The organism is Oceanobacillus sp. FSL W7-1281, from assembly GCF_037969835.1.
Classification (GTDB): domain Bacteria; phylum Bacillota; class Bacilli; order Bacillales; family Amphibacillaceae; genus Oceanobacillus; species Oceanobacillus oncorhynchi.
Map to the genome: position 1 here is coordinate 88,200 of NZ_CP150214.1, position 17,253 is coordinate 105,452.

Annotated in this window: 5 protein-coding genes, 9 tRNA genes and 6 rRNA genes; all 20 read left to right on the forward strand. The window is 47.0% G+C overall.

Annotated features, from left to right (window positions below):
• The first annotated feature begins 13 nt into the window (after nt 1-13).
• The 20 genes from MKX55_RS00440 (at nt 14) to clpC (ending at nt 17,099) form a co-directional block, all read left to right on the forward strand.
• Nucleotides 14-1,575: ribosomal RNA gene (locus MKX55_RS00440) — 16S ribosomal RNA — on the forward strand.
• Nucleotides 1,576-1,772: 197 nt separating this feature from the next.
• Nucleotides 1,773-4,694: ribosomal RNA gene (locus MKX55_RS00445) — 23S ribosomal RNA — on the forward strand.
• Between the two features lie 141 nt (nt 4,695-4,835).
• A 5S ribosomal RNA gene (gene rrf / locus MKX55_RS00450) occupies nt 4,836-4,951 on the forward strand.
• 11 nt (nt 4,952-4,962) lie between these two features.
• Nucleotides 4,963-5,038, forward strand: a tRNA-Val gene (locus MKX55_RS00455).
• Between the two features lie 4 nt (nt 5,039-5,042).
• Nucleotides 5,043-5,118, forward strand: a tRNA-Thr gene (locus tag MKX55_RS00460).
• A 15-nt stretch (nt 5,119-5,133) separates the two neighbouring features.
• Nucleotides 5,134-5,209 (forward strand) — tRNA-Lys (locus MKX55_RS00465).
• A 3-nt stretch (nt 5,210-5,212) separates the two neighbouring features.
• Nucleotides 5,213-5,297, forward strand: a tRNA-Leu gene (locus tag MKX55_RS00470).
• A 25-nt stretch (nt 5,298-5,322) separates the two neighbouring features.
• A tRNA-Gly gene (locus MKX55_RS00475) sits at nt 5,323-5,397 on the forward strand.
• A gap of 7 nt (nt 5,398-5,404) precedes the next feature.
• Nucleotides 5,405-5,493: transfer RNA gene (locus MKX55_RS00480), tRNA-Leu, on the forward strand.
• A gap of 3 nt (nt 5,494-5,496) precedes the next feature.
• Nucleotides 5,497-5,573 (forward strand) — tRNA-Arg (locus MKX55_RS00485).
• 1 nt (nt 5,574) lies between these two features.
• A tRNA-Pro gene (locus MKX55_RS00490) sits at nt 5,575-5,651 on the forward strand.
• Nucleotides 5,652-5,675: 24 nt separating this feature from the next.
• Nucleotides 5,676-5,748: transfer RNA gene (locus MKX55_RS00495), tRNA-Ala, on the forward strand.
• Between the two features lie 194 nt (nt 5,749-5,942).
• Nucleotides 5,943-7,504 (forward strand): 16S ribosomal RNA (locus MKX55_RS00500).
• A 197-nt stretch (nt 7,505-7,701) separates the two neighbouring features.
• Nucleotides 7,702-10,623: ribosomal RNA gene (locus MKX55_RS00505) — 23S ribosomal RNA — on the forward strand.
• Between the two features lie 141 nt (nt 10,624-10,764).
• Nucleotides 10,765-10,880 (forward strand): 5S ribosomal RNA (rrf, locus tag MKX55_RS00510).
• Together the 16S, 23S and 5S rRNA genes with 9 tRNA genes alongside form the textbook arrangement of a ribosomal RNA operon.
• Nucleotides 10,881-11,664: 784 nt before the next feature.
• Nucleotides 11,665-12,357 (forward strand): MgtC/SapB family protein, encoded by a 693-nt coding sequence (locus tag MKX55_RS00515; protein ID WP_339181352.1) that lies wholly within the window; start codon nt 11,665-11,667, stop codon nt 12,355-12,357.
• A 182-nt stretch (nt 12,358-12,539) separates the two neighbouring features.
• Complete coding sequence (locus MKX55_RS00520; protein WP_193064161.1) at nt 12,540-13,007, forward strand: CtsR family transcriptional regulator; 468 nt, start codon at nt 12,540-12,542, stop codon at nt 13,005-13,007.
• A 24-nt stretch (nt 13,008-13,031) separates the two neighbouring features.
• Nucleotides 13,032-13,592 carry a UvrB/UvrC motif-containing protein gene (locus tag MKX55_RS00525; protein ID WP_042530721.1) on the forward strand — a complete coding sequence of 187 codons (561 nt, stop codon included), beginning with the start codon at nt 13,032-13,034 and terminating at the stop codon, nt 13,590-13,592.
• Nucleotides 13,589-14,653 carry a protein arginine kinase gene (locus MKX55_RS00530; RefSeq protein WP_339181356.1) on the forward strand — a complete coding sequence of 355 codons (1,065 nt, stop codon included), beginning with the start codon at nt 13,589-13,591 and terminating at the stop codon, nt 14,651-14,653. Before MKX55_RS00525 ends, MKX55_RS00530 begins: the two co-directional genes overlap by 4 nt.
• Nucleotides 14,654-14,666: 13 nt before the next feature.
• Nucleotides 14,667-17,099, forward strand: a complete 2,433-nt coding sequence (gene clpC, locus MKX55_RS00535; protein ID WP_339181359.1) for an ATP-dependent protease ATP-binding subunit ClpC — start codon at nt 14,667-14,669, stop codon at nt 17,097-17,099.
• Nucleotides 17,100-17,253: the final 154 nt, after the last annotated feature.

A 17,253-nucleotide genomic window follows, 5' to 3' on the forward strand; every position in this document is an offset into this window, starting at 1 on the left:
AGTTTCAAACACTTTTATGGAGAGTTTGATCTTGGCTCAGGACGAACGCTGGCGGCGTGCCTAATACATGCAAGTCGAGCGCGGGAAGCGAACGGAACTCTTCGGAGGGAAGTTCGTGGAACGAGCGGCGGACGGGTGAGTAACACGTAGGCAACCTGCCTGTAAGACTGGGATAACTCGCGGAAACGCGAGCTAATACCGGATAACACTTTCTATCACCTGATGGAAAGTTGAAAGGCGGCTTTTGCTGTCACTTACAGATGGGCCTGCGGCGCATTAGCTAGTTGGTGAGGTAACGGCTCACCAAGGCGACGATGCGTAGCCGACCTGAGAGGGTGATCGGCCACACTGGGACTGAGACACGGCCCAGACTCCTACGGGAGGCAGCAGTAGGGAATCTTCCGCAATGGACGAAAGTCTGACGGAGCAACGCCGCGTGAGTGATGAAGGTTTTCGGATCGTAAAACTCTGTTGTCAGGGAAGAACAAGTATGATAGTAACTGATCGTACCTTGACGGTACCTGACCAGAAAGCCACGGCTAACTACGTGCCAGCAGCCGCGGTAATACGTAGGTGGCAAGCGTTGTCCGGAATTATTGGGCGTAAAGCGCTCGCAGGCGGTTCTTTAAGTCTGATGTGAAATCTTGCGGCTCAACCGCAAACGTGCATTGGAAACTGGAGGACTTGAGTGCAGAAGAGGAGAGTGGAATTCCACGTGTAGCGGTGAAATGCGTAGAGATGTGGAGGAACACCAGTGGCGAAGGCGACTCTCTGGTCTGTAACTGACGCTGAGGAGCGAAAGCGTGGGGAGCGAACAGGATTAGATACCCTGGTAGTCCACGCCGTAAACGATGAGTGCTAGGTGTTAGGGGGTTTCCGCCCCTTAGTGCTGAAGTTAACGCATTAAGCACTCCGCCTGGGGAGTACGGCCGCAAGGCTGAAACTCAAAAGAATTGACGGGGACCCGCACAAGCGGTGGAGCATGTGGTTTAATTCGAAGCAACGCGAAGAACCTTACCAGGTCTTGACATCCTTTGACCACTCTAGAGATAGAGTTTTCCCTTCGGGGACAAAGTGACAGGTGGTGCATGGTTGTCGTCAGCTCGTGTCGTGAGATGTTGGGTTAAGTCCCGCAACGAGCGCAACCCTTAATCTTAGTTGCCAGCATTCAGTTGGGCACTCTAAGGTGACTGCCGGTGACAAACCGGAGGAAGGTGGGGATGACGTCAAATCATCATGCCCCTTATGACCTGGGCTACACACGTGCTACAATGGACGGAACAAAGGGAAGCGAACCCGCGAGGTCCAGCAAATCCCATAAAACCGTTCTCAGTTCGGATTGCAGGCTGCAACTCGCCTGCATGAAGCCGGAATCGCTAGTAATCGCGGATCAGCATGCCGCGGTGAATACGTTCCCGGGTCTTGTACACACCGCCCGTCACACCACGAGAGTTCGTAACACCCGAAGTCGGTGAGGTAACCTTTTGGAGCCAGCCGCCGAAGGTGGGACGAATGATTGGGGTGAAGTCGTAACAAGGTAGCCGTATCGGAAGGTGCGGCTGGATCACCTCCTTTCTAAGGATATATAACGGAATTCGTACGTGGTTGTTTGGTTCAGTTTTGAGAGAGCAATTCTCTCAAAGGAAGCTTGTACCTTGAAAACTAAATAAGAGTAACAACGACATCAAACTTTAAAAATAAGGCAAAAAAGCTATTGATATAGCGACACAACTGATTACATTCTGTAATCAGCCATCTTATTCAAAAACTTTAGTTAAGTGAATAAGGGCGCACGGTGGATGCCTTGGCACTAGGAGCCGATGAAGGACGGGACTAACACCGATATGCCTCGGGGAGTTGTAAGTAAACGTTATATCCGAGGATTTCCGAATGGGGGAACCCACTGTTCGTAATGGAACAGTACATCTATCTGAATACATAGGATAGGTGAGGCAGACCCGGGGAACTGAAACATCTCAGTACCTGGAGGAAGAGAAAGAAACATCGATTTCCTGAGTAGCGGCGAGCGAAACGGAAAGAGCCCAAACCAAGAAGCTTGCTTCTTGGGGTTGTAGGACATTCCATTGGAGTGACAAAGAAATTCTTTAGATGAATCGACCTGGAAAGGTCAGCCAAAGAGGGTAACAGCCCTGTAATCGAAAAAGAATTTCCTCCGGAGTGTATCCTGAGTACGGCGGAACACGTGGAATTCCGTCGGAATCCGGGAGGACCATCTCCCAAGGCTAAATACTCCCTAGTGACCGATAGTGAACCAGTACCGTGAGGGAAAGGTGAAAAGCACCCCGGGAGGGGAGTGAAATAGAACCTGAAACCGTGTGCCTACAAGTAGTCGAAGCCCGTTAATGGGTGACGGCGTACCTTTTGTAGAATGGACCGGCGAGTTACGATCGTATGCAAGGTTAAGTGGAAGACACGGAGCCGTAGCGAAAGCGAGTCTGAACAGGGCGAATGAGTATGCGGTCGTAGACCCGAAACTGTGTGATCTACCCATGTCCAGGGTGAAGGTCAGGTAACACTGACTGGAGGCCCGAACCCACGTATGTTGAAAAATGCGGGGATGAGGTGTGGGTAGCGGTGAAATTCCAATCGAACACAGAGATAGCTGGTTCTCTCCGAAATAGCTTTAGGGCTAGCCTCAAGATAGAGAGTACTGGAGGTAGAGCACTGATTGGACTAGGGGCCCCTACCGGGTTACCGAATTCAGTCAAACTCCGAATGCCAGTTACTTACACTTGGGAGTCAGACTATGGGTGATAAGGTTCATAGTCGAAAGGGAAACAGCCCAGACCGCCAGCTAAGGTCCCAAAGTATACGTTAAGTGGAAAAGGATGTGGCGTTGCACAGACAACCAGGATGTTGGCTTAGAAGCAGCCATCATTGAAAGAGTGCGTAATAGCTCACTGGTCGAGTGACGCTGCGCCGAAAATGTACCGGGGCTAAACGTATCACCGAAGCTGCGGATTGTTCTTACGAACAATGGTAGGAGAGCGTTCAAAGTGCTGCGAAGTCAGACCGTGAGGACTGGTGGAGCGCTTTGAAGTGAGAATGCCGGTATGAGTAGCGAAAAAAGAGTGAGAATCTCTTTCACCGAATGCCTAAGGTTTCCTGAGGAAGGCTCGTCCTCTCAGGGTTAGTCGGGACCTAAGCCGAGGCCGACAGGCGTAGGCGATGGACAACAGGTTGATATTCCTGTACCACCTCATGATTGTTTGAGCAATGGGGGGACGCAGGAGGATAAGGAGTGCGCACCGATGGATGTGCGTCCAAGCATGCGAGGAAGTCAGACAGGCAAATCCGTCTGACATGATTCTGAGCTGTGACGGGGAGGGAAATAGAGTACCGAAGTTCCTGATTTCACACTGCCAAGAAAAGCCTCTAGTTAGATCATAGGTGCCCGTACCGCAAACCGACACAGGTAGGCGAGGAGAGAATCCTAAGGTGAGCGGGAGAACTCTCGTTAAGGAACTCGGCAAAATGACCCCGTAACTTCGGGAGAAGGGGTGCTCACTTGTGAGTGAGCCGCAGTGAATAGGCCCAAGCGACTGTTTAGCAAAAACACAGGTCTCTGCGAAGCCGAAAGGCGAAGTATAGGGGCTGACACCTGCCCGGTGCTGGAAGGTTAAGGGGAAGAGTTAGCTCTTCGGAGCGAAGCTTTGAACCGAAGCCCCAGTAAACGGCGGCCGTAACTATAACGGTCCTAAGGTAGCGAAATTCCTTGTCGGGTAAGTTCCGACCCGCACGAAAGGTGCAACGACTTGGGCACTGTCTCAACGAGAGACCCGGTGAAATTATACTATGCGTGAAGATGCGCATTACCCGCGACAGGACGGAAAGACCCCGTGGAGCTTTACTGTAGCCTGATATGGAATGTTTGTGCAGTTTGTACAGGATAGGTGGGAGCCTTTGAAGCGTGAGCGCCAGCTTACGTGGAGGCATCCGTGGGATACCACCCTAACTGTATGACCATTCTAACCCAGGACCGTAATCCGGTTCGGAGACAGTGTCAGGCGGGCAGTTTGACTGGGGCGGTCGCCTCCTAAAAGGTAACGGAGGCGCCCAAAGGTTCCCTCAGAATGGTTGGAAATCATTCGAAGAGTGTAAAGGCAGAAGGGAGCTTGACTGCGAGACCTACAAGTCGAGCAGGGACGAAAGTCGGGCTTAGTGATCCGGTGGTTCCGCATGGAAGGGCCATCGCTCAACGGATAAAAGCTACCCCGGGGATAACAGGCTTATCTCCCCCAAGAGTTCACATCGACGGGGAGGTTTGGCACCTCGATGTCGGCTCATCGCATCCTGGGGCTGTAGTCGGTCCCAAGGGTTGGGCTGTTCGCCCATTAAAGCGGTACGCGAGCTGGGTTCAGAACGTCGTGAGACAGTTCGGTCCCTATCCGTCGTGGGCGTTGGAAGTTTGAGAGGAGCTGTCCTTAGTACGAGAGGACCGGGATGGACACACCGCTGGTGTACCAGTTGTTCCGCCAGGAGCATTGCTGGGTAGCTACGTGTGGTAAGGATAAGTGCTGAAAGCATCTAAGCATGAAGCCCCCCTCAAGATGAAACTTCCCATCACTTTAAGTGAGTAAAATCCCTCAGAGACGATGAGGTTGATAGGTCCGAGGTGGAAGCGTGGCGACACGTGCAGCTGACGGATACTAATCGATTGAGGACTTATCTAAGTTTTTTCATGTCACGTTACTCTTATTTAGTTTTCAGGGTGCAAATTCTTGAAAAAAAGTGTTGCATTTTTATTCTAAAATGCATATAATATAACTTGTCCTTGTTTTTCAGGAAACATCTTCAAGTTACATATTTTGTTGTCTGGTGGCGAGAGCGAAGAGGTCACACCTGTTCCCATGCCGAACACAGAAGTTAAGTTCTTCAGCGCCAATGGTAGTTGGGGGCTTCCCCCTGCGAGAGTAGGACGTTGCCAGGCTTTATCAATCCGGAGGATTAGCTCAGCTGGGAGAGCACCTGCCTTACAAGCAGGGGGTCGCAGGTTCGAGCCCTGCATCCTCCACCATTATGCCGGCCTAGCTCAACTGGTAGAGCAACTGACTTGTAATCAGTAGGTTGGGGGTTCAAGTCCTCTGGCCGGCACCATTTTCCTTTTTGTAGGAGCCATTAGCTCAGTCGGTAGAGCATCTGACTTTTAATCAGAGGGTCGAAGGTTCGAATCCTTCATGGCTCACCATTTGCGGGTGTGGCGGAATTGGCAGACGCGCTAGACTTAGGATCTAGTGCCTTCGGGCGTGGGGGTTCAAGTCCCTCCACCCGCACCACTATTTTCAATTTAAAAAGCAATATGCGGAAGTAGTTCAGTGGTAGAACACCACCTTGCCAAGGTGGGGGTCGCGGGTTCGAATCCCGTCTTCCGCTCCAAAATATTGCCGGGGTGGCGGAACTGGCAGACGCACAGGACTTAAAATCCTGCGGTAAGTGATTACCGTACCGGTTCGATTCCGGTCCTCGGCACCATAAGCGCCTGTAGCTCAATTGGATAGAGCGTTTGACTACGGATCAAGAGGTTAGGGGTTCGACTCCTCTCAGGCGCGCCATCGGGAAGTAGCTCAGCTTGGTAGAGCACTTGGTTTGGGACCAAGGGGTCGCAGGTTCGAATCCTGTCTTCCCGACCATTAAATATAACTGAATTTATCTATGGGGCCTTAGCTCAGCTGGGAGAGCGCCTGCCTTGCACGCAGGAGGTCAGCGGTTCGATCCCGCTAGGCTCCACTCAACAATTTATTAAAAAAGTTGTTGACAATGATTTACAAACATGGTAAATTATATCTTGTCGCTAAAAACGACAGAAACAAATTGCTCTTTGAAAACTGAACAAAACAACCAGTACGAAAGAAGAAAAACACCTCGTTTTTCTTGAAAAATAAGTCAGAAGTTGACTTCTGAAAGCTAAAGTTTCAAACACTTTTATGGAGAGTTTGATCTTGGCTCAGGACGAACGCTGGCGGCGTGCCTAATACATGCAAGTCGAGCGCGGGAAGCGAACGGAACTCTTCGGAGGGAAGTTCGTGGAACGAGCGGCGGACGGGTGAGTAACACGTAGGCAACCTGCCTGTAAGACTGGGATAACTCGCGGAAACGCGAGCTAATACCGGATAACACTTTCTATCACCTGATGGAAAGTTGAAAGGCGGCTTTTGCTGTCACTTACAGATGGGCCTGCGGCGCATTAGCTAGTTGGTGAGGTAACGGCTCACCAAGGCGACGATGCGTAGCCGACCTGAGAGGGTGATCGGCCACACTGGGACTGAGACACGGCCCAGACTCCTACGGGAGGCAGCAGTAGGGAATCTTCCGCAATGGACGAAAGTCTGACGGAGCAACGCCGCGTGAGTGATGAAGGTTTTCGGATCGTAAAACTCTGTTGTCAGGGAAGAACAAGTATGATAGTAACTGATCGTACCTTGACGGTACCTGACCAGAAAGCCACGGCTAACTACGTGCCAGCAGCCGCGGTAATACGTAGGTGGCAAGCGTTGTCCGGAATTATTGGGCGTAAAGCGCTCGCAGGCGGTTCTTTAAGTCTGATGTGAAATCTTGCGGCTCAACCGCAAACGTGCATTGGAAACTGGAGGACTTGAGTGCAGAAGAGGAGAGTGGAATTCCACGTGTAGCGGTGAAATGCGTAGAGATGTGGAGGAACACCAGTGGCGAAGGCGACTCTCTGGTCTGTAACTGACGCTGAGGAGCGAAAGCGTGGGGAGCGAACAGGATTAGATACCCTGGTAGTCCACGCCGTAAACGATGAGTGCTAGGTGTTAGGGGGTTTCCGCCCCTTAGTGCTGAAGTTAACGCATTAAGCACTCCGCCTGGGGAGTACGGCCGCAAGGCTGAAACTCAAAAGAATTGACGGGGACCCGCACAAGCGGTGGAGCATGTGGTTTAATTCGAAGCAACGCGAAGAACCTTACCAGGTCTTGACATCCTTTGACCACTCTAGAGATAGAGTTTTCCCTTCGGGGACAAAGTGACAGGTGGTGCATGGTTGTCGTCAGCTCGTGTCGTGAGATGTTGGGTTAAGTCCCGCAACGAGCGCAACCCTTAATCTTAGTTGCCAGCATTCAGTTGGGCACTCTAAGGTGACTGCCGGTGACAAACCGGAGGAAGGTGGGGATGACGTCAAATCATCATGCCCCTTATGACCTGGGCTACACACGTGCTACAATGGACGGAACAAAGGGAAGCGAACCCGCGAGGTCCAGCAAATCCCATAAAACCGTTCTCAGTTCGGATTGCAGGCTGCAACTCGCCTGCATGAAGCCGGAATCGCTAGTAATCGCGGATCAGCATGCCGCGGTGAATACGTTCCCGGGTCTTGTACACACCGCCCGTCACACCACGAGAGTTCGTAACACCCGAAGTCGGTGAGGTAACCTTTTGGAGCCAGCCGCCGAAGGTGGGACGAATGATTGGGGTGAAGTCGTAACAAGGTAGCCGTATCGGAAGGTGCGGCTGGATCACCTCCTTTCTAAGGATATATAACGGAATTCGTACGTGGTTGTTTGGTTCAGTTTTGAGAGAGCAATTCTCTCAAAGGAAGCTTGTACCTTGAAAACTAAATAAGAGTAACAACGACATCAAACTTTAAAAATAAGGCAAAAAAGCTATTGATATAGCGACACAACTGATTACATTCTGTAATCAGCCATCTTATTCAAAAACTTTAGTTAAGTGAATAAGGGCGCACGGTGGATGCCTTGGCACTAGGAGCCGATGAAGGACGGGACTAACACCGATATGCCTCGGGGAGTTGTAAGTAAACGTTATATCCGAGGATTTCCGAATGGGGGAACCCACTGTTCGTAATGGAACAGTACATCTATCTGAATACATAGGATAGGTGAGGCAGACCCGGGGAACTGAAACATCTCAGTACCTGGAGGAAGAGAAAGAAACATCGATTTCCTGAGTAGCGGCGAGCGAAACGGAAAGAGCCCAAACCAAGAAGCTTGCTTCTTGGGGTTGTAGGACATTCCATTGGAGTGACAAAGAAATTCTTTAGATGAATCGACCTGGAAAGGTCAGCCAAAGAGGGTAACAGCCCTGTAATCGAAAAAGAATTTCCTCCGGAGTGTATCCTGAGTACGGCGGAACACGTGGAATTCCGTCGGAATCCGGGAGGACCATCTCCCAAGGCTAAATACTCCCTAGTGACCGATAGTGAACCAGTACCGTGAGGGAAAGGTGAAAAGCACCCCGGGAGGGGAGTGAAATAGAACCTGAAACCGTGTGCCTACAAGTAGTCGAAGCCCGTTAATGGGTGACGGCGTACCTTTTGTAGAATGGACCGGCGAGTTACGATCGTATGCAAGGTTAAGTGGAAGACACGGAGCCGTAGCGAAAGCGAGTCTGAACAGGGCGAATGAGTATGCGGTCGTAGACCCGAAACTGTGTGATCTACCCATGTCCAGGGTGAAGGTCAGGTAACACTGACTGGAGGCCCGAACCCACGTATGTTGAAAAATGCGGGGATGAGGTGTGGGTAGCGGTGAAATTCCAATCGAACACAGAGATAGCTGGTTCTCTCCGAAATAGCTTTAGGGCTAGCCTCAAGATAGAGAGTACTGGAGGTAGAGCACTGATTGGACTAGGGGCCCCTACCGGGTTACCGAATTCAGTCAAACTCCGAATGCCAGTTACTTACACTTGGGAGTCAGACTATGGGTGATAAGGTTCATAGTCGAAAGGGAAACAGCCCAGACCGCCAGCTAAGGTCCCAAAGTATACGTTAAGTGGAAAAGGATGTGGCGTTGCACAGACAACCAGGATGTTGGCTTAGAAGCAGCCATCATTGAAAGAGTGCGTAATAGCTCACTGGTCGAGTGACGCTGCGCCGAAAATGTACCGGGGCTAAACGTATCACCGAAGCTGCGGATTGTTCTTACGAACAATGGTAGGAGAGCGTTCAAAGTGCTGCGAAGTCAGACCGTGAGGACTGGTGGAGCGCTTTGAAGTGAGAATGCCGGTATGAGTAGCGAAAAAAGAGTGAGAATCTCTTTCACCGAATGCCTAAGGTTTCCTGAGGAAGGCTCGTCCTCTCAGGGTTAGTCGGGACCTAAGCCGAGGCCGACAGGCGTAGGCGATGGACAACAGGTTGATATTCCTGTACCACCTCATGATTGTTTGAGCAATGGGGGGACGCAGGAGGATAAGGAGTGCGCACCGATGGATGTGCGTCCAAGCATGCGAGGAAGTCAGACAGGCAAATCCGTCTGACATGATTCTGAGCTGTGACGGGGAGGGAAATAGAGTACCGAAGTTCCTGATTTCACACTGCCAAGAAAAGCCTCTAGTTAGATCATAGGTGCCCGTACCGCAAACCGACACAGGTAGGCGAGGAGAGAATCCTAAGGTGAGCGGGAGAACTCTCGTTAAGGAACTCGGCAAAATGACCCCGTAACTTCGGGAGAAGGGGTGCTCACTTGTGAGTGAGCCGCAGTGAATAGGCCCAAGCGACTGTTTAGCAAAAACACAGGTCTCTGCGAAGCCGAAAGGCGAAGTATAGGGGCTGACACCTGCCCGGTGCTGGAAGGTTAAGGGGAAGAGTTAGCTCTTCGGAGCGAAGCTTTGAACCGAAGCCCCAGTAAACGGCGGCCGTAACTATAACGGTCCTAAGGTAGCGAAATTCCTTGTCGGGTAAGTTCCGACCCGCACGAAAGGTGCAACGACTTGGGCACTGTCTCAACGAGAGACCCGGTGAAATTATACTATGCGTGAAGATGCGCATTACCCGCGACAGGACGGAAAGACCCCGTGGAGCTTTACTGTAGCCTGATATGGAATGTTTGTGCAGTTTGTACAGGATAGGTGGGAGCCTTTGAAGCGTGAGCGCCAGCTTACGTGGAGGCATCCGTGGGATACCACCCTAACTGTATGACCATTCTAACCCAGGACCGTGATCCGGTTCGGAGACAGTGTCAGGCGGGCAGTTTGACTGGGGCGGTCGCCTCCTAAAAGGTAACGGAGGCGCCCAAAGGTTCCCTCAGAATGGTTGGAAATCATTCGAAGAGTGTAAAGGCAGAAGGGAGCTTGACTGCGAGACCTACAAGTCGAGCAGGGACGAAAGTCGGGCTTAGTGATCCGGTGGTTCCGCATGGAAGGGCCATCGCTCAACGGATAAAAGCTACCCCGGGGATAACAGGCTTATCTCCCCCAAGAGTTCACATCGACGGGGAGGTTTGGCACCTCGATGTCGGCTCATCGCATCCTGGGGCTGTAGTCGGTCCCAAGGGTTGGGCTGTTCGCCCATTAAAGCGGTACGCGAGCTGGGTTCAGAACGTCGTGAGACAGTTCGGTCCCTATCCGTCGTGGGCGTTGGAAGTTTGAGAGGAGCTGTCCTTAGTACGAGAGGACCGGGATGGACACACCGCTGGTGTACCAGTTGTTCCGCCAGGAGCATTGCTGGGTAGCTACGTGTGGTAAGGATAAGTGCTGAAAGCATCTAAGCATGAAGCCCCCCTCAAGATGAAACTTCCCATCACTTTAAGTGAGTAAAATCCCTCAGAGACGATGAGGTTGATAGGTCCGAGGTGGAAGCGTGGCGACACGTGCAGCTGACGGATACTAATCGATTGAGGACTTATCTAAGTTTTTTCATGTCACGTTACTCTTATTTAGTTTTCAGGGTGCAAATTCTTGAAAAAAAGTGTTGCATTTTTATTCTAAAATGCATATAATATAACTTGTCCTTGTTTTTCAGGAAACATCTTCAAGTTACATATTTTGTTGTCTGGTGGCGAGAGCGAAGAGGTCACACCTGTTCCCATGCCGAACACAGAAGTTAAGTTCTTCAGCGCCAATGGTAGTTGGGGGCTTCCCCCTGCGAGAGTAGGACGTTGCCAGGCATATCGAAAAAGAGTTAAGCATCATGCTTAGCTCTTTTTTTGCATATTTTTTTAGAGGAAATGCCGTTTTATGTCATCTGAATCTGTTCATAAAAGGTACGATGACAAAATATATAAATGTTATGTCTTTTCTGCCAGGAAATAGAATCTTCTTTGTCGTAAAGACGGATCCTTGAATGAATGCTTTGCCAGCGATAGCCATCCGTCCGTTTGTTTTTTCCTCGACAGAATGGATATTTCTGCATACGCCGTTTTGTGAATAACCCCGCAACGAAATGACTTCCTTCTCTGATTCCGTGTGCCTGCATATGGACATCTTTTATTCCTAAATAACTCGATGGCAAATGGCGTGTATTCTTTTGTCTTCACTCTATCTATGATTGAAAACGAGAGGACGTGCCACATTTAGTATAGAGTCAAAAAATGTTTCATTATGACGTGCATTTTAAACAACGTTTTTACGTTTTTGATTTGAAATATTAGACGTAAGATTGTGGTTGTACATGGTATCACTGCTGGCACTGTTCGTCTAATGGTTTTTTGCTTGTTTAGCCTCAAATATCCTTTCTTTGGTATTTATTTCTGGAAGGTAAATCAATTTACTGCTAAAGTAAAAATACACTTATTACAATGAATACTTCTATTTAGACAGTTTAAAATTAATTTTCATGATAGGTGGCACGGAAAACCCCCGCTGAATAAATTTTCAATTTATAAAATGAAATGATAGCCTATACATATAAATAAACTGTAAAATATATAAAACAATAAGGGGGTGCAGGGAATGGAATTAGAACAATTTATTGATGATGATTTCGGAGTTATTGTGTTACGTTTGTTTATTGCTTTGTTGTTATCCGGTTTAATTGGTTTTGAGAGAGAAATTAATAATCATTCAGCTGGGTTTCGTACGCATATACTGGTAGGAGTAGGCTCTTGTTTGATGATGATTTTATCGATTTTTGGTTTTATTACATTTATGAATCAATACGACAACATTCAATTTGACCCTGCTCGTATCCCCTCTTATGTAATTAGCGGTATTGGTTTTCTTGGAGCTGGTACCATTATTGTATATGGAGGAACCATCAAAGGATTAACAACAGCTGCTTCTATATGGGCTGTAGCAGGAATAGGATTAGTGATTGGAGCCGGCATGTATAGTGTTGCTATTGTAACGACACTTATTATCCTTATCAGTTTAATATTTTTTAACCGGATGGAGCATTTTTTCCCTCGGTTTGCAACCAGTAATTTTATTGAATTGATTGCTTCAGAGGAATTTGAAATACATGAAGCTGTAAAATCAGTGGAAAAGAACGGTTTTACGATAAAACAGGTTGAGATAAAGCTGTTAGAAGGTAACAGGCGCAGAATTCATATATGGACAAATATGAAAAAGGACAATAAGTTAATTTATTTATTTGATGAAATATCGAAGCTTCCGGGAGTGGTTAATATAACAAAGCGAAATTAAAACATAAATATTTTCATAGATTTTTATAATTATGTTTTGATTTTTGGCCTGTTTGTCCAAAATAGAAATATCATCCATTTGCAACTGTGGCAATTTCTTATTATAATAAAACCATAGTCAAAGTTAGTCAAAGTCAAAAGGAATAATTTATCAAATAAATTATTTGATTTGAGGTGCGAAGGATGAGTAACATTTCAGATATCATTGAACAATATTTGAAAAAAGTATTACAGTCAGAAGAACAACAAGCGATTGAGATTAAAAGGAGTGAAATTGCAGATCAGTTTCAATGTGTACCTTCTCAAATAAATTATGTTATTAATACGCGTTTTACCATTGAGAAAGGGTATATCGTAGAAAGTAAACGCGGCGGTGGCGGCTATATTCGTATTATGCGCATACGGCATCAGGATAAATCGGAATTGATTGATGAGATTATTTATTTAATCGGTGATTCGATTCCGCAGCGTGCTGCTATAGATATTTTAGATCGGCTTTTAGAGGAGGAGCTGATTACAGCACGTGAAGCAAAGCTGATATTGGCAAGTATTGATCGAACAACGTTAGCTTTTCAATTGCCGCTAAGAGATGAATTGCGTGCACGTATTCTTAAATCTGCATTAACTGCACTCAAGTATCTGAACGATTAATTACCTGAAGGGGGGAGGAATCGTATGGAATGCCAAGAATGCCATGAAAGAAAGGCGACCCTGCATTTTAAGCATATTATAAACGGTCAAGAGACGAAAGTGAGCCTTTGTGAAGTATGTGCAAAGAAAAAAGGTTATTTAACCTATCCGGAGGAAGGATTCTCATTAAATGACCTTTTATCTGGGCTTTTTCAAAAAGATGGAATACCTTTGAACGCTGCAGGGACAGCAAATTCCAATCAGCCTAAACAGCCGCAGGAGCTGAAATGTTCTTCTTGCGGGAGAACCTTTAGTGAATTTAAAAAAGCAGGGAAATTTGGATGTGCAAATTGTTATGCGTCCTTTGATTCCAAGGTAGAGCCTATCTTACGGCGTGTGCATGCTGGGAATACAAAACATACTGGCAGGATTCCAAAGCGTGCCGGGAAGTATATTCAGCAAAAGCAATTAATATCCTCCCACAAAGAGGAATTAAAACAGCTGATTGAAGATGAAGAATTTGAAAAAGCAGCGGTTCTGCGCGATAAAATCAGAGAGCTGGAAAAAGCGAATCATCAAGATAAGGAAGCGGGTGATAACACGTGACATTAGAATCATTTATCAATGAAGCGATTAGCCCGTGGATGCTGGAGGACGGTCCGGATAAAGACATTGTAATGAGCAGCCGTGTCCGTCTGGCCCGCAACTTTGCGGATAAATTGTACCCGACATCCGGTAATAAGGAAGCGTTGGAAGAGGTACTGCAATTTATAAAGAAAAATTATATAAAAGAAGAGGATTCGGAGCAGGATTCTCTATCTTTTATACCAATGAAGCAATTAAATATGATTGAAAAACTTGTTCTGGTGGAAAAACACTTAATAAGTCCACATTTAATCAAACATAGTGATCATGCTGCAGTGTTATTATCCGAACAGGAGCAGACTTCCATTATGGTAAATGAAGAGGATCATTTGCGTATTCAGGTGTATTATCCTGGGCTTCAGCTAAAAAAAGCTTTAGAGGAAGCGTACTACTTAGATGATTGGCTGGAGGAAGAAGCTGACTATGCATTTGATGAAACAAAAGGTTATCTGACCAGCTGTCCTACCAATATTGGAACAGGCATGCGGGCTTCGATTATGATGCATTTGCCTGCGCTTGTACTGACAAAGCAAATCAACCGGCTTATTCCTGCAATTAATCAATTGGGACTGGTTGTCAGAGGGATATATGGTGAAGGCAGCGAGGCAAGAGGGAATATCTTTCAAATATCGAATCAGATTACACTGGGCAAGTCGGAAGAGGATATTGTGGAAGACCTGGAGAGTATTGTTAATCAGCTTGTGGAGCACGAGCGGATGGCACGGCAGTATATTTACGAGCAATCTGAGATTAGCTTGGAGGATCGTGTCTTCCGTTCCTATGGCACGTTAAAAAATAGCAGAATCATTGATTCGAAGGAGGCTGCTACCTGTATTTCTAATTTGCGTTTGGGAATTGATTTAGGCATAATAGAAAACATTTCCGAGAATATATTAAATGAACTGATGGTTTTAACACAGCCTGGATTCTTGCAGCACTATGCGAATAAAGCACTTCGTTCAGATGAACGTGATATCCGCAGGGCTTCGATTATTCGTGAAAGATTAAATTTGAAAAAATAGGAGGAAAAAACATATGATGTTTGGTCGCTTTACAGAGAGGGCACAAAAGGTATTGGCATTATCTCAAGATGAGGCCGTACGATTAGGCCATAATAATATTGGAACAGAACATATTCTTCTTGGTTTAGTACGTGAAGGAGAAGGCATAGCTGCCAAGGCATTGCAATCTCTTGGGCTGGAAGTAGCTAAAATTCAAGAAGAAGTGGAAAAGCTCATTGGTGTCGGCAAGCAGCCTTCTCAATCGATTCATTATACGCCCAGAGCAAAAAAAGTTGTTGAATTATCTCAGGACGAAGCAAGAAAACTGGGCCACTCCTATGTGGGAACAGAGCATATTCTTTTAGGTCTAATCCGTGAAGGGGAAGGTGTTGCTGCCCGTGTTTTAAATAATCTTGGTGTAAGCTTAAATAAGGCCCGTCAGCAAGTTCTTCAACTGTTAGGGAGCAATGAGTCTCAGACAGGCCGTCAGGGCCGTGCAGGACAGCAAACAAACGCAAGCACGCCTACATTAGATTCTTTAGCCCGCGATTTAACAGTCAGTGCGAAAGAAGGAAAAATCGATCCTGTTATTGGACGCTCTAAGGAAATTGAACGTGTAATCCAAGTATTGAGCCGCCGTACCAAAAACAACCCTGTGTTGATTGGGGAGCCTGGTGTCGGAAAGACAGCTGTTGCAGAAGGACTGGCACAGCAGATCATTGATAATGAAGTACCGGAAACACTACGTGACAAACGTGTGATGACGTTAGATATGGGTACTGTTGTTGCAGGTACAAAATATCGCGGTGAATTTGAGGACCGTTTGAAAAAAGTAATGGAAGAAATCCGTCAATCCGGCAATGTTATTTTATTTATCGATGAACTCCATACGCTGATCGGAGCCGGGGGAGCAGAAGGTGCAATCGATGCGTCAAACATTCTAAAACCGTCCCTTGCCCGCGGTGAGCTGCAATGTATCGGCGCGACGACATTAGATGAATACCGGAAATATATTGAAAAGGATGCTGCGTTAGAGCGCCGTTTCCAGCCAATTCAGGTAGATGAGCCGACCCTGGATGAAACCATTCAAATCTTGAAAGGTTTAAGAGACCGCTACGAAGCGCATCACCGTGTGACTATTACAGATGAAGCAATTGAAGCAGCAGCATCTCTGTCGGATCGATATATCACAGATCGTTTTCTGCCGGATAAGGCAATTGATTTAATCGATGAGGCTGGTTCTAAAGTACGTTTAAATTCTTACACGGTTCCGCCAAATTTAAAAGAATTAGAACAGAAGCTGGAAGAAGTAAGGAAAGAAAAAGACGCCGCTGTCCAAAGTCAGGAATTTGAAAAAGCAGCATCCTTGCGGGACTCTGAACAGCGTTACCGTGAAAAGCTTGAGAAAACAAAGGATGAATGGAAGGAAAAACAAGGACAGACCGATTCGGAAGTAACGATGGAAGACATCGCTGCAGTGGTATCTATCTGGACAGGGGTTCCTGTTGCGAAATTGACGAAAGATGAAAGTGACCGTCTGCTGAACATGGAAGAGATTCTTCATGATCGCGTTATTGGTCAATCGGAAGCAGTGAACGCTGTAGCTAAAGCAATCCGCCGCGCCCGTGCCGGGTTAAAAGACCCTAAGCGTCCAATTGGTTCCTTTATATTTCTTGGACCGACGGGTATTGGGAAAACGGAGCTTGCCCGTGCGCTTGCTGAAGTCATGTTTGCGGATGAGGATGCGATGATCCGGATCGATATGTCAGAGTACATGGAAAGACATGCGACGTCCCGTTTAGTTGGTTCGCCTCCAGGCTATGTTGGCTATGAAGAGGGCGGTCAATTAACCGAACGTGTTCGCCGTAAACCATATTCTGTTGTGCTGTTGGATGAAGTAGAAAAAGCACATCCAGAAGTCTTTAATATCCTCTTGCAGGTCCTTGAAGATGGCCGTTTAACAGATTCAAAGGGAAGAGTAGTTGATTTCCGCAATACGGTTATTATCATGACCTCTAATGTCGGAGCAAGTGAATTAAGACGTAATAAATATGTCGGCTTCACACTGGACAATGATGAGAAGAGAGAGCATGAAGATATGAAGTCGAAGGTGATGGACGAATTGAAAAAAGCATTCCGTCCTGAATTCCTAAATCGTATTGATGAAACCATTGTGTTCCACTCCCTGGAGAGAAAACACATGAAAGATATTGCATCATTAATGCTTAAACAGCTGCAAAAACGTCTGGAAGAGCAAGAGCTGACCCTTTCCCTTACAGATAAGGCAATTGACAAAATTGCTAATGAAGGCTTTGATCCAGAATATGGTGCCCGTCCGCTGAGACGCTCTATTCAAAGTAATATCGAGAATTTATTATCAGAAGAGCTGTTAAAGGGAACCATTCAAAAGGAACAAAAGGTGAAAATAGGGTTGAACAGCAAAGGGGAATTTATTGTCCTTTCTTAAACAGGATGTAAGGTACAGAAAGCTAGAAGAACACGGTTCTTCTAGCTTTCTCCATTTCTCAAAAAATGCTTGTGGCATAAGTATGGAAGATTCTTTGTGAATTTGATGCTTTTCTGTAACCTATGAAAACCAGAAATAGTCTATAATAATAAAT

Bases quoted from the DNA above. Each gene is read 5' to 3' on its own strand.
- MKX55_RS00515 (WP_339181352.1), top strand. From the start codon at position 11,665: ATGGAATTAGAACAATTTATTGATGATGATTTCGGAGTTATTGTGTTA.
- MKX55_RS00520 (WP_193064161.1), top strand. From the start codon at position 12,540: ATGAGTAACATTTCAGATATCATTGAACAATATTTGAAAAAAGTATTA.
- MKX55_RS00525 (WP_042530721.1), top strand. From the start codon at position 13,032: ATGGAATGCCAAGAATGCCATGAAAGAAAGGCGACCCTGCATTTTAAG.
- clpC (WP_339181359.1), top strand. From the start codon at position 14,667: ATGATGTTTGGTCGCTTTACAGAGAGGGCACAAAAGGTATTGGCATTA.